At 37.1% G+C, this 12,372-nt stretch carries 14 protein-coding genes; 7 read left to right on the plus strand and 7 right to left on the minus strand.

Annotation, left to right across the window (positions count from 1 at the left end; translation table 11 throughout):
- The first annotated feature begins 129 nt into the window (after nt 1-129).
- The 4 genes from SB028_RS10025 to fetB all read left to right on the plus strand — a co-directional run bounded on the left by SB028_RS10025 (nt 130) and on the right by fetB (nt 3,555).
- A complete protein-coding gene (locus tag SB028_RS10025) occupies nt 130-1,062 on the plus strand; it encodes an acyl-CoA thioester hydrolase/BAAT C-terminal domain-containing protein (RefSeq protein WP_069369103.1) in 933 nt (310 codons plus the stop codon).
- On the plus strand, nt 1,040-1,945 hold the full coding sequence (locus SB028_RS10030; RefSeq protein ID WP_069369102.1) for a DMT family transporter: 906 nt from the start codon (nt 1,040-1,042) through the stop codon (nt 1,943-1,945). The genes SB028_RS10025 and SB028_RS10030 overlap by 23 nt, the downstream gene beginning before the upstream one ends.
- A gap of 144 nt (nt 1,946-2,089) precedes the next feature.
- Nucleotides 2,090-2,740 (plus strand): iron efflux ABC transporter ATP-binding subunit FetA, encoded by a 651-nt coding sequence (gene fetA / locus SB028_RS10035; RefSeq protein WP_069369101.1) that lies wholly within the window; start codon nt 2,090-2,092, stop codon nt 2,738-2,740.
- Nucleotides 2,741-2,781: 41 nt separating this feature from the next.
- On the plus strand, nt 2,782-3,555 hold the full coding sequence (fetB, locus tag SB028_RS10040) for an iron efflux ABC transporter permease subunit FetB (protein WP_069369137.1): 774 nt from the start codon (nt 2,782-2,784) through the stop codon (nt 3,553-3,555).
- Nucleotides 3,556-3,743: 188 nt separating this feature from the next.
- On the opposite strand, the gene SB028_RS10045 is transcribed toward fetB, so the two are convergent.
- Genes SB028_RS10045 through SB028_RS10065 form a run of 5 tightly spaced genes read right to left on the minus strand, consistent with a single transcriptional unit; the run spans nt 3,744 to nt 6,912 of the window.
- Entirely contained in the window at nt 3,744-4,220 is a 477-nt protein-coding gene (locus SB028_RS10045; RefSeq protein ID WP_069369100.1) for a DUF6392 family protein, read from the minus strand.
- Nucleotides 4,221-4,279: 59 nt separating this feature from the next.
- Nucleotides 4,280-4,723 (minus strand): YcgN family cysteine cluster protein, encoded by a 444-nt coding sequence (locus tag SB028_RS10050; protein ID WP_069369099.1) that lies wholly within the window; start codon nt 4,721-4,723, stop codon nt 4,280-4,282.
- Between the two features lie 36 nt (nt 4,724-4,759).
- Complete coding sequence (locus tag SB028_RS10055) at nt 4,760-5,416, minus strand: fumarylacetoacetate hydrolase family protein (RefSeq protein ID WP_069369098.1); 657 nt, start codon at nt 5,414-5,416, stop codon at nt 4,760-4,762.
- Nucleotides 5,417-5,469: 53 nt separating this feature from the next.
- Nucleotides 5,470-6,600: a lytic transglycosylase domain-containing protein gene (locus SB028_RS10060; protein ID WP_069369097.1), complete on the minus strand. Its 1,131-nt coding sequence runs from the start codon at nt 6,598-6,600 to the stop codon at nt 5,470-5,472.
- A gap of 24 nt (nt 6,601-6,624) precedes the next feature.
- Nucleotides 6,625-6,912, minus strand: a complete 288-nt coding sequence (locus SB028_RS10065; RefSeq protein WP_069369136.1) for a YcgL domain-containing protein — start codon at nt 6,910-6,912, stop codon at nt 6,625-6,627.
- Nucleotides 6,913-7,045: 133 nt separating this feature from the next.
- Between SB028_RS10065 and minC the strand changes: the two genes are divergently transcribed.
- From minC to minE, 3 genes are read left to right on the plus strand one after another with little or no spacing between them, the layout of a single operon-like run.
- A complete protein-coding gene (gene minC, locus SB028_RS10070; RefSeq protein WP_069369096.1) occupies nt 7,046-7,747 on the plus strand; it encodes a septum site-determining protein MinC in 702 nt (233 codons plus the stop codon).
- Between the two features lie 22 nt (nt 7,748-7,769).
- Nucleotides 7,770-8,582 carry a septum site-determining protein MinD gene (gene minD / locus SB028_RS10075; RefSeq protein ID WP_023582090.1) on the plus strand — a complete coding sequence of 271 codons (813 nt, stop codon included), beginning with the start codon at nt 7,770-7,772 and terminating at the stop codon, nt 8,580-8,582.
- Between the two features lie 3 nt (nt 8,583-8,585).
- On the plus strand, nt 8,586-8,855 hold the full coding sequence (minE, locus tag SB028_RS10080; protein ID WP_006536628.1) for a cell division topological specificity factor MinE: 270 nt from the start codon (nt 8,586-8,588) through the stop codon (nt 8,853-8,855).
- A 370-nt stretch (nt 8,856-9,225) separates the two neighbouring features.
- On the opposite strand, the gene rnd is transcribed toward minE, so the two are convergent.
- Complete coding sequence (rnd, locus tag SB028_RS10085) at nt 9,226-10,344, minus strand: ribonuclease D (protein ID WP_318859372.1); 1,119 nt, start codon at nt 10,342-10,344, stop codon at nt 9,226-9,228.
- 98 nt (nt 10,345-10,442) lie between these two features.
- On the minus strand, nt 10,443-12,131 hold the full coding sequence (gene fadD, locus SB028_RS10090; protein WP_069369094.1) for a long-chain-fatty-acid--CoA ligase FadD: 1,689 nt from the start codon (nt 12,129-12,131) through the stop codon (nt 10,443-10,445).
- Nucleotides 12,132-12,372: the final 241 nt, after the last annotated feature.

A 12,372-nucleotide genomic window follows, 5' to 3' on the forward strand; every position in this document is an offset into this window, starting at 1 on the left:
TTTATAGCGATTATCTGTGCGATAAATTTTTCCTCCCTTGCTTCTGTACAATATTTCACTAAATTAATTGTTTACTTATTATTAGAACAAAATTTCTTATAGCCCCCTACAAAAATAAATAAGGTGATCATGCGTACTCAACTTCTATTTTTACTCTCTACTTTTTTACTTCCTTCTTTTGCTAGTTATGCAGAAATATCAACACATCTACTCCCACGGAAAGATGGTAGTGAAATTAGCTATTACTTGGATAAACGCGCTGAAAAAAATCAAACTCTATTAGTATTAATGCAAGGCTCTGACTGTAACAGCATTAAAAATAACACGTTTATCCAAGAAACCTTTGGGCAATGGTTACCAAATAGTGATGTTTTAATGGTAGAAAAATACGGCATTACCGCTCAATTACCTTATTCACAATATGAAGGTGAGCGTATTGATTGTCCAAAAAGCTATAAGCGTCATGATAATCCCACACAACGAGCCGAAGATTATGAAGCTGTATTAGATAATTTATCCCCACAGTATCCGAATATTATTTTAATTGGTGGAAGTGAAGGCGCCACGATGGTGCATTTAGTGGTAGCTAAACGAAATGATATTAAAGCAGCGATTGCGTTAAATGGCGGAGGGCGTTTTTTTCTTGATGATGTTCTTTATAATGTCCGTCATACCACACCGAAAGAACACGTTGAAGAAGCTCTAAATGGCTTTCAGCAATTTGCTGACGCCATAAAAAATAATCAAATAGATGATGAACAATTTATAAGTGAACACAGTAAAATATGGTGGCAACAATTTTTTACTATCGATTTACTTAAAGTCATTAAAAGTAATCAACACACGCCCATATTAATTATTCAGACACTTAATGATACTAATGTAAATGTCGATGCATTTTATCAATTGAGCCAAGATATCAACCAGCCTAATGTGAAATTTATTAAATACGATAAGTTAGATCATGGATTTTATAATGAACAAGGTGAGCGTTTAACGGATGAAATAATCAGCGATATACAGCAGTGGTATTCTCAATATGAAAAACAATCCAAAGAATGATTTAACGGCTTATCTATTATTAGCCTTAGTCTCTATCGTTTGGGGTGGGACTTTTATTGCAGGACGAGTTATCTCGCCTGAGATAGATGGTTTATTACTCGCAACATTGCGATTTGTTATCGCGACTCTCTGTCTGCTGTTTATTTTATTTTTAACGAAAACCAAATGGTATAAGCCAACTAAAAAACAAGGTACTGTTTTACTGTTATTAGGACTATTTGGTATTTTCTTTTATAATTTATTTTTCTTTGAAGGTTTGAAATTAACACAAGCTTCTAGAGCTGCATTTATCGTTGCCTGTAATCCAGCTATGATAGCCTTGCTATCCGCTTTAACCTTAAAAAAATGGCCTTCACTCAAGCAATTTGTTGGTATTCTATTTTGCCTAGGTGGTGCTTTTTCTATTATTCTCTCTCGTAGTGATATCTCTACTCCCTCTTCATCTTCGGCTAGTTTAGGCGATTTACTTATTGCAGGCTGTGTGCTGAGTTGGGGAATTTATACTGTATTTGCAAAACCCGTTATCCAATCTATTGGCGCTTTATTAACTGTCGCATATTCTGTTTTTATAGGCACTATTTTACTATTAGTCAGCTCTTTAATAATGGGCCGTATTGATATTCTGATCCACACAACATTTTCTCAAATTGATATTGCTTCCTTGCTTTATTTAGGCATTTTTGGCTCTGCCCTTGCCTATTACTTTTATTATGCTGGGATTAAGCAAATAGGCGCGACACGCGCAGGTGTATTTATTGCGTTAAATCCGATTACAGCGGGGATCTTAGGTTATTTTTTACTAAATGAAGCGCTATCAAGTCTTACTCTAATTTCAGGTTTATTGATCTTATTTGGCATTTTTTTAGTCAATCGAGAAAAATAATTTTCTCATTTTTATTAGTTCGCATCCTTATTCTCCTATACTTAAATAGTCAAAAATTTGCTTACTAACTGATTTAAAGCAGGATCATTGTATGGTTAATTCTATATAATGATAATTATTCTCTCTTTTAAGTTTAGGATAAGAATGGAAAGCACGACTACACTTTTACGTCTTGATAAAATAAGTTATCAAGTTAATAACAAAACTATCCTCGATAACATCAATTTTGAACTTCAACCTTCTGAATTTAAACTTATCACAGGGCCTTCAGGTTGTGGCAAAAGCACCTTACTCAAAATTATCGCTTCTCTACTCTCCCCCACAAAGGGAGCCATTTTCTTTGAAAATAAAGACTATTTAACGTTGTCACCCGAAGGATATCGCCAACAAGTTTCTTATTGCACTCAAACACCAATGTTATTTGGTGAAACTGTTTACGATAATCTTAAGTTTCCTTATTTCTTACGAAAACTCTCAGTGGATGATAAAAAGCTGGCACATGATTTGGATTATTTTTGTTTACCTGAATCCATTATGAAGAAAGGAATTAGTGAACTCTCGGGCGGTGAAAAACAGCGTATTTCACTGATAAGAAATCTACAATTTATGCCAAAAATATTATTACTTGATGAGATAACAAGCGCATTAGATGAAGATAATAAAACAAAAGTGAATGATGTTATTCACCATTATGTTAAAGATCAAAATCTTGCCGTGTTATGGGTCACTCACGATCAAAATGAAATAAAACATGCTGATGATGTGATCTTATTACCTTCTCACAATGATGCTTAATTTTTATCCGTCACCCTTTTGTTATGAGCGAACATAATATTATGAACGAACATACGATAAGCAATGAATCTTTGATTTTCTCGCTTTTATTAGTTCTTGTGGCTATTTTTATTAGCCGCAAAGAAAAACTCGCTTTAGAAAAAGATATTATTTGGAGTACAGCAAGAGCCATCGTCCAACTATTAATTGTTGGCTATGTCTTGACCTATATTTTCCATGTTGACCATTTTATTTTGACCTTCTTAATGGTGTTATTTATCTGCTATAACGCTGCTTATAATGCTAAAAAGCGAAGTAAATACGTTAAAGATATTTTTTTAATCTCTTTTACTGCTATTACGACTGGGGCATTATTAACGCTAGCCATTTTGTTGCTCACCAGTTCAATTGCTTTTACCCCCATTCAAATTATCCCTATCACGGGGATGATTGCGGGTAATGCAATGATAGCAACAGGGCTTTGTTATAATAATTTAGGTCAACGGTTTCAAAATCAACAACAGCAATTGCAAGAGATGTTAAGCCTTGGTGCGACACCTAAATTAGCCTCAATGAGTATTATTCGAGATAGCATTAAATCTTCATTGATCCCAACTGTTGATGCAGCAAAGACAGTGGGTATTGTCAGTTTACCCGGCATGATGTCAGGGCTCATCTTTGCGGGTGTTGATCCATTACAAGCTGTTAAGTATCAAATTATGGTGACTTTTATGTTGATGGCAACAGCCAGCATTTCAACCATTATTGCTTGCTATTTAACCTATAAGAAATTTTTTAATCAGCGCCACCAGCTTATTAATCTTGAAAACCGATAACTATAGCCACTTAAACTATATTGAAAAAAGTCACTCAATTGAGTGACTTTTTTATTCCTTACTAAGAAAGCGGTTTAAAATCTTATATCTTTACTATTTCATCAATATATTTTCTAGAATATATCGTTTTATAAATTATTTCTTCGCTTATTGGCATCAAAACTAGAATTTTTATTATTGATATAATGTTAACCTGTATAGTTAACATCCCATCGTTTTTCTAAACTTTCACGTAATTCAAAAGTAAGCGAAATCACCACATTATCACCAACGTAAGGATATCTGACGATAAAAACAACCTGATTATTATTCGGTAATTCAAAGACTTCTGCTTCACCTAAATGAAGTGACATAACAATATTCTTTTTAGCAAAACGGATCGGTTTTCCATAATGCGCATGTAACCACTCTTGTGTCATTAATGGCTGTAACCCGAAAGGAAGTGCATGAGGGAAATGAAATTGCTTTGTTTTTTTATCAAATAGCGTCAGTGTGATTTTGCTTAGACCAACGCCATACGGCTCAAAGTGTAAGTGAAGAAATTCTTTTTTCATCGCCAAACTTCCATTTTTAGGTTTGGACTTATAAGGAATTAAATTTTTATCGTAAACATCTTGATACTTTTTTCCTAATTGAGCAATCAGCCCAGCAATATCTATTGTCATTACTTACCTTCCTTAAACAAAAAACGCCTATAAAGGCGCTTTTAAATGAAAATAAGAAACTAACCACGCCCTTTGGGGCGATTAAGAATATGATCTTCCCAATCTTCGACTTCGGTTTCTGGCACCGCAATATGTCTTACAGAAATATTAGCTTGGTGCATTCTTGCTTTATTACCCGCAATCAGTGGATGCCAACTTTGTAACGCCTTACCTTCTGCTAACAGACGATACGCGCATGTCATGGGTAGCCACTCAAATGTGGGTAAATTATACCGTGTAAGCTTGATACAATCTGGCTCATAACGGAAACGATCTTCGTAATTACTGCATTGGCAGGTTTTAATATTTAGCTGATTACAAGCGACATTAGTAAAGTATATCTCGTCAGTATCATCATCCATTAACTTGTGTAAACAACACTGTCCACACCCGTCACAGAGTGACTCCCACTCATCATCACTCATTTCATCTAATGTTTTAGTCTGCCAAAAAGCCTGTGTCATCTCTACGTTATTACCTTATTACTCATCTGATACGAATTAAATAACCCGTGTTGTCAGCTGATGTTCATTAACACTTAATACCAACATATCGCCTGATTCTAGAGGACCAACACCTTCTGGTGTCCCCGTTAAAATCACATCACCAGGACGTAGGGTAAAAAAGCGAGACATATAGCTGATAAGGGGTAAAACAGGGGTTAGCATATCACGACTGTTACCCTGCTGACGAATCTCGTCATTCACTCGTAACATTAAATCCGCATTCTGTGGGTCGCCAAATGAATTGACAGGGATAAAACCGGATAAGGGTGCAGAGCCATCAAATGCTTTACTTTTTTCCCATGGTTGCCCTGCTTTTTTCAATTTACCTTGTAAGTCACGTAATGTGAGATCAAGACCAATACCGAAACCCGCAATAGCACGATCCACTCTATCTTCATTTGCTTGCTTAAGTGGCTGACCAATAAGTACTGCTAGTTCGATTTCGTGATGAACCGCTCCCATTTCTTTTGGAATAGCAATAGGTTGGCGAATATCACACATAGCAGTTTCTGGTTTGATAAAAATCACAGGCTCTTCTGAGCGAACCGATCCCATCTCTTTAATGTGATTGGCATAGTTGCTGCCAACGCAAATCACTTTATTGACAGGAAAATCAAGTAACGCACCTTCCCAATCACGATGTTGATACATAATGTGTTCCTTTTAGGTAAATTGCTGTGTTTTATTTCACTGTAAAAACGCGATTAGCTCGCATTAGGCAGTGAATTTATTTTATTAGCAACGCCATCAGCCATTGTGACAATGCTTAGGGCAAAAAAGTAAGAGCTGTTCCAATGCATAATCGTACGGAAGTTCTGTGTCACTAAATAACTTCTGTGTAAATCATCATCAGGAATAATGAGCCATACCAGCATTGCATCATTCAATTGGCTATTTACAGGTAATTGAACCCCCAATGCTTTCCATTGAGCGACCGTTTTTTTCTGTTCAGCCTTAATGCCTTCAAGCTGTTGGTTAAAATCTACTGATAAAGTAACCTGTTCGCCCCAAGGAAGTCCACTTTTCCAACCTTCAGTCGCTAAATAATTAGCCGCTGAAGCAAATGCATCTTCTTGCGTATTCCAAATATCAATTTTTCCGTCACCATTGCCATCTGCGGCATAAGTTAGGAAAGAAGATGGCATAAACTGAGTTTGCCCCATAGCGCCCGCCCAAGAGCCTTTGAGACGCTGTCCTTGAGGAAGGTGACCTTCTTCAATAATCTCTAATGCTGCCATCAATTGACGAGCAAAGAGTTCCTCTCTACGGCCTTCAAACGCGAGCGTTGCAAGTGCGGAAACAACATCTTCTTTGCCTTGCACCTTACCAAAGCCACTCTCTAGCCCCCATAACGCAACAATATAGTTTGCAGGTACACCATATTTTTCGCTAATTTTTTCTAGGGTATCTTGATTCTCTTGGTAAAGCTTAGCGCCTTGGGTTAAACGACCATTAGTCACAATGCGGGGTAAATAAACATCGAGTGTGATTTTCTTTTCTGGTTGATTTCGATCTGATTTAATCACTCGTTCAATAAAATGTGCTTCTGAAAAAGCAAAATCTATTGTTTCTGGTTTATATCCCAATTGAGCAGCTTTCAATTTTAACGCATCAACATAAGCAGGAAATTGTTCAGAAGTACGAGTTTCTTTAGGAAACGCTTGTTCTAACGATGCAACATTCACTTGTTTCCATCGAGGTGTTGTTTTTTGCGCTTCAACTGCCGTTATTTCTGGTGCAGTATTTTGTCTTTCAGCCAACTTTTGTTGGCTATTAGTACACGCAGATAACATAAAACCGGAAACAATCACAGCGATGAATGAATATTTGAACATTTATGCTCCTTTTATCTCGATGATTTATTCAGTTTTTTCTGATTTTTTTAATTCATCTAAATAAGCATTTAACATGCTTTCGACAGGTGGTGGTACTTGTAAGTAAAAACCCTGCTCAACTAATGCTTTTTTGACTTTTTCAATGTCAGCATGCGCTAAACGCTGTCTATCCGCGAGATTAAGCAACATTGAAAACTGTGGTTCGCCAAAACTTTGTAATAATTCGTCCGGAATTCGAGAGAAATCATCCTTTTTTTCGATGTATAAATAAGTTTGATCACGTTTGGTACTGCGGTAAATTGCACAAATCATTTTCATTAAACTCTAATTATTAAAATAAGCGACTTGCCTGAATATTTTAGTAAATATAACATGCTTATATACTTTCGTAATATCGTCTCTGGTTTTTTGTGCCAGATTATAAAAAATTTACTGAGTCAGATAGATGTCAAACACGCCCATTGAGTTAAAAGGCAGTAATTTTACCCTTTCAGTGCTCCATTTAAATGATGGTTCACCGAAAGTGATTCGTCAGGCTATTTCAGAAAAAATTGCACAAGCGCCTCAATTTCTGAAAAACGCACCTGTGGTTATCAATGTTTCTGCTTTAGCAGATGAAAATATTGATTTTAAAAAACTGAGGCGAATTGTAGAAGATGCTGGTTTACGAGTCGTGGGAATTAGTGGTAGTTCAAACGCTCAACAGAAAGAAGCGATAATTGCCGCACAGTTACCTATCTTAAATGAAGGTAAAATAGCTAAACCAAGCACTCAGGCAAATAACGATAAAACGAATGAAGCACTGGCAGTTGTCCGTCAAAAAACAAAAATTATCCACACACCTGTTCGTTCAGGTCAGCGCATTTATGCTCAAAATAGCGATTTAGTCGTTATTAGTAACGTGAGTGCAGGCGCTGAATTAATTGCTGATGGTAATGTTCATGTCTATGGTGTGTTGCGTGGACGTGTACTTGCGGGCGCATCGGGTGATCAAGATAGTCATATTTTTTGTACGCATCTGTCTGCTGAACTTGTTTCTATTGCTGGCCAATATTGGCTAAGCGACCAAATTCCTACAGACTTTGTTGGTAAGTCAGTACAACTCAGTCTGCAAGAGAATGAATTAACAATCGAGAACTTAATTTAGAGCATCGACAAGGAATCACTCCATGGCACGCATTATTGTTGTTACGTCAGGTAAAGGTGGGGTTGGTAAAACAACTTCCAGCGCGGCCATTTCTACCGGCCTCGCTCAAAAAGGTCATAAGACGGTTGTTATCGACTTTGATATTGGGTTACGTAATTTAGACCTTATCATGGGTTGTGAACGTAGGGTCGTCTATGATTTTGTTAATGTTATTCAGGGCGATGCATCTTTAAATCAAGCATTGATTAAAGATAAACGTACAGAGAACCTGTTTATTCTCCCTGCTTCACAAACAAGAGATAAAGACGCTCTCACTCGTGATGGTGTCGAACAAGTATTAGATGAACTCGATGAAATGGGTTTTGATTTTATTATTTGTGATTCTCCTGCGGGCATTGAAAGTGGTGCATTAATGGCCCTTTACTTCGCAGATGAAGCCATTATCACAACAAATCCTGAAGTATCATCTGTACGTGACTCCGACCGTATTTTAGGCATTCTTGCCTCTAAATCACGTCGTGCTGAACGTGGTGAAGATCCCATTAAAGAACATCTACTCTTAACCCGTTATAATCCTGGCCGCGTTAACCGTGGCGACATGTTAAGTATGGAAGATGTTCTTGAAATTCTATGCATTCCACTATTGGGTGTTATTCCAGAAGATCAATCTGTTTTACGTTCATCTAACCAAGGTGAACCTGTTATTTTAGATGGCGAATCTGATGCAGGTAAGGCCTATTCAGATACAGTAAATCGTTTGTTAGGTGAAGAACATCCATTCCGTTTTATTGAAGAAGAGAAAAAAGGCTTTCTGAAACGCCTTTTTGGGGGGTAAAAGATGGCTTTACTAGATTTTTTCCTGTCGCGTAAAAAGTCGACAGCTAATATTGCCAAGGAGCGTCTACAAATTATCGTAGCAGAGCGTCGCCGTGGTGATAGCGAGCCAGCTTATTTACCTGATATGAAAAGAGATTTATTAGGTGTCATCTGTAAATATGTGCAGATAGACCCTGATATGCTTTCTGTTCAATTTGAACAAAAAGGCGATGATATTTCTGTACTAGAGCTAAATGTGACTTTACCTGAGAGTGAAGAACCAACAAAGTAAATCATATTTTACGCTTTATCTAAGTCATTATTCACAGAGCCAGCCATAAACTATAATTAATTTGATTGGCTCTGTGTTTAATTATATATATATTGAAAACACCTGAATGCCCAAATAGCGCTATATCTCGTTGCTATTTTAATCATTGGTGATAAGTCAAAGGAGACAGGTTATTTCACAATAACATCTATATTTACTCATAATTTATTTAACCTATATATTATCTCACCTTTCCTAGGTGTTTTTTGTGTGCAAAAAAATAAGAGCCTCAAAAGAGACTCCTATTCGTCATACATCAATTTGTTTTTTTATTAACTAAAAATGCCATCTTATTTAGGCATTAGTGATTGGAAAATAAACAATTAACAAATTATGGATATTGCGCCAGGATTTCTGTCACTTTCTCTTCTAATAATGCTTTACGCCAGCGTGAAATCAATTCAGGCTGCCCCTCTTTTATTTTCCAATGAATGCTCAATAATTGGTTAATCTGTCTTCTCGACGCTAATAGCTCAGGGTTGTAGCGCTTATCTTCACTAATATCTTGAATAACCGCTTTAATCGCTTTAAATGCTTTTTTGTAGTTTGGTTGTTCAATTAAATTACCGATAGGCTCTGGACAATCTTCATCTTTAATTTCTTTCGCTTTAACAACAAAATCTAATAAACGGCGACCATGGCAACGGATCTCTTGACCTGAAAGTGACAAGGCATCAAGTTCGGCTAATGAGGAAGGAAGATAACGAGCAACAGACCATAAATGCTCTTCTCTCACAACAAAGTTTAATGCCATATCACGAGATTTAGCTTGTTCTAAACGCCACTTTGCAAGCATTTGTAAGCATGCTAGCTGTTGACCTTTTAATTGCCATGCGTTGCTAATATCACGATAAGCAAGCTCTGGTATAACCGTTTCTTGTCGACGCTCTGCAATCATTTGGCATTCATCTACAATGGCATCCATATAGCCAGCTTCTTCAGCTTCTTTAATTAATTTTTCAGCTAAAGGTAGCAAATAGAAAACATCACCGCTGGCATACTGACACTGTTTTTCAGTTAAAGGACGCGCTAACCAATCTGTTCGGGATTCACTTTTATCTAGCGCAATATTTTCATATTTCTCAACTAATGTCGCAAAACCACAAGAAATCGGATGGCCTAAGAATGCAGCAACCACCTGAGTGTCAATCATGGGTGTTGGAACACAGCCAAACTGGTGAGAAAAAACTTCGAGATCTTCACTTCCCGCATGGAGAAATTTCATCATGCTTGGGTTTGTTAATAGCTCAACAAAAGGAGTCCAATCCTTAATTGTTAACGGATCAATAAGAGAGATCTGTTTACCGTCATACATCTGGATCAAACCAAGATGCGGATAATAGGTACGTATGCGGACAAACTCTGTATCTAAAGCAATGTGTAAAGCCTCTGAAGCAGCTTTACAGGCGGTATCTAGTTCAGTGTCTGTCGTAATCAAATAATAATTCAAAACAGGTTTCTCTTGTTTTTATGTCTAGTGACTTTTTATGTAATCACAAAAACGCCGGTATAAACCGGCGAAATTGAAAAAGGTTATTGAGTGTTGTATCAAGATTCTGTTGAGGTTTTCAACTCTTTTTCTTCATTTCTTAACTCTCTGCGTAAAATTTTACCAACATTTGATTTTGGTAATTCATCACGAAACTCAATAATTTTAGGTACTTTGTAACCTGTTAGGTAACGACGACAATGTGTTTTTATCTCATCTTCTGTTAATGATGGATCTTTTTTCACAATGAATACTTTAACTGTTTCACCTGAGTTTTTACTTGGTACGCCAATCGCCGCAGATTCTAAAACTTTAGGGTGTGTTGCAACAACCTCTTCGACTTCATTAGGGTATACATTAAAGCCTGAAACTAGGATCATATCTTTTTTGCGATCAATGATACGAATAAAGCCTTCGTCATCCATTGTGGCAATATCACCGGTTGCAACCCAACCATCGTGTAAAACTTCATCCGTTGCATCAGGGCGATTCCAATAGCCTTTCATGACCTGAGGGCCTCGCACCCACATTTCACCGCCTACCGTGCGATCAACCTCGTTGCCTTCATCATCGATAAACTTAACATCTGTTGAAGGTACAGGTAATCCAATACTGCCACTGTATTTTTTCAGATTATAAGGGTTACCAGTGACTAAAGGAGAGCATTCCGTCAAACCATAACCTTCTAACAAATGCTTGCCCGTTAATTCTTCCCACTCTTTAGCAACACTACTTTGTACTGGCATGCCACCGCCAACAGAAAGGTTTAGTTTGGAAAAATCAAGTTGACGAAATTCTGGATTGTGCAACCAAGCATTAAATAAAGTATTTACGCCAGTAATTGCCGTGACAGGGTAACGTCCTAGTTCTTTAATTGTCCCTTTCACATCACGAGGATTGGTAATAAGTAAATTTTTACCACCAATTTCAATAAAGAGCAGACAGTTTACGGTTAAAGCAAAAACGTGATACAACGGTAACGCGGTAACCACCAGCTCTTTACCTACATTGAGTGCCGGTACATAAGCCGCTTTTGCTTGCTCAAGATTTGCCAACATATTGCGATGCGTTAACATAGCCCCTTTCGCAATTCCCGTTGTTCCGCCTGTGTATTGTAAAAAGGCTAAATCTTCCCCTGTAATTTCAGGTTTAATATATTGCATACGATAGCCAAAATGCATTGCTCTACGAAATGAAATTGCATCAGGCAAATTATATTTAGGCACTAATCGTTTGATATATTTAACCACAAAATCAACTAATGTTGCTTTAGGACGAGATAGCTGATCACCCATCCGGGTTAAAATAACGTGTTTAATACTGGTATTAAATACGATTTTTTCGAGCGTATGGGCAAAGTTTGAGACGATGACAATAGCACTTGCACCACTATCATTTAACTGATGTTCAAGTTCTCTAGGTGTGTAAAGTGGGTTTACGTTTACGACGACCATGCCTGCACGAAGAATACCGAAAAGCGCGATGGGATATTGCAGTAAATTAGGCATCATTAAGGCAACACGATCACCTTTTTTTAATCCTAAGCCATTTTGCAAGTATGCTGCAAAAGCACGGCTACGCTCTTCAAGTTTGCGATAAGTCATGACCTCGCCCATATTGATAAAGGCGGGTTGATCTGCGTAATTTGCGACAGCGTTTTCAAGCATCTCAGCAAGAGATGCAAAACGATCCGGGTCAATTTCAGCCGGGACATCTGCCGGATAACGTTTAAGCCAGACTTTTTCCAAAGTAGTACTCCTGATTAATCGCACTTCTTGGGTTAATATTATGTTTTATTTTTAACAAAGTATTAACTCATCCTACCAGCACAAACAATTTTCTGTTGTGAAGATGCGAAGTGTGTCACTAAATATTTTATTTTTAGATTAACAAAAAAGAAGGCGGTCAAAACCGCCCTCTCCTTTATTTTTATTCAACTTTAATAACTCTATTAGATAGTTACCTAATATATTATAGATATTGATTATA

The organism is Proteus vulgaris (assembly GCF_033708015.1).
In the GTDB taxonomy this organism is placed as follows: domain Bacteria; phylum Pseudomonadota; class Gammaproteobacteria; order Enterobacterales; family Enterobacteriaceae; genus Proteus.

Excerpts from the sequence above, each read along its gene's own strand:
- SB028_RS10025 (WP_069369103.1), top strand. The coding sequence starts at position 130 with ATGCGTACTCAACTTCTATTTTTACTCTCTACTTTTTTACTTCCTTCT.
- SB028_RS10030 (WP_069369102.1), top strand. The coding sequence starts at position 1,040 with ATGAAAAACAATCCAAAGAATGATTTAACGGCTTATCTATTATTAGCC.
- fetA (WP_069369101.1), top strand. The coding sequence starts at position 2,090 with ATGGAAAGCACGACTACACTTTTACGTCTTGATAAAATAAGTTATCAA.
- fetB (WP_069369137.1), top strand. The coding sequence starts at position 2,782 with ATGAACGAACATACGATAAGCAATGAATCTTTGATTTTCTCGCTTTTA.
- SB028_RS10045 (WP_069369100.1), bottom strand. The coding sequence starts at position 4,220 with ATGACAATAGATATTGCTGGGCTGATTGCTCAATTAGGAAAAAAGTAT.
- SB028_RS10050 (WP_069369099.1), bottom strand. The coding sequence starts at position 4,723 with ATGACACAGGCTTTTTGGCAGACTAAAACATTAGATGAAATGAGTGAT.
- SB028_RS10055 (WP_069369098.1), bottom strand. The coding sequence starts at position 5,416 with ATGTATCAACATCGTGATTGGGAAGGTGCGTTACTTGATTTTCCTGTC.
- SB028_RS10060 (WP_069369097.1), bottom strand. The coding sequence starts at position 6,600 with ATGTTCAAATATTCATTCATCGCTGTGATTGTTTCCGGTTTTATGTTA.
- SB028_RS10065 (WP_069369136.1), bottom strand. The coding sequence starts at position 6,912 with ATGATTTGTGCAATTTACCGCAGTACCAAACGTGATCAAACTTATTTA.
- minC (WP_069369096.1), top strand. The coding sequence starts at position 7,046 with ATGTCAAACACGCCCATTGAGTTAAAAGGCAGTAATTTTACCCTTTCA.
- minD (WP_023582090.1), top strand. The coding sequence starts at position 7,770 with ATGGCACGCATTATTGTTGTTACGTCAGGTAAAGGTGGGGTTGGTAAA.
- minE (WP_006536628.1), top strand. The coding sequence starts at position 8,586 with ATGGCTTTACTAGATTTTTTCCTGTCGCGTAAAAAGTCGACAGCTAAT.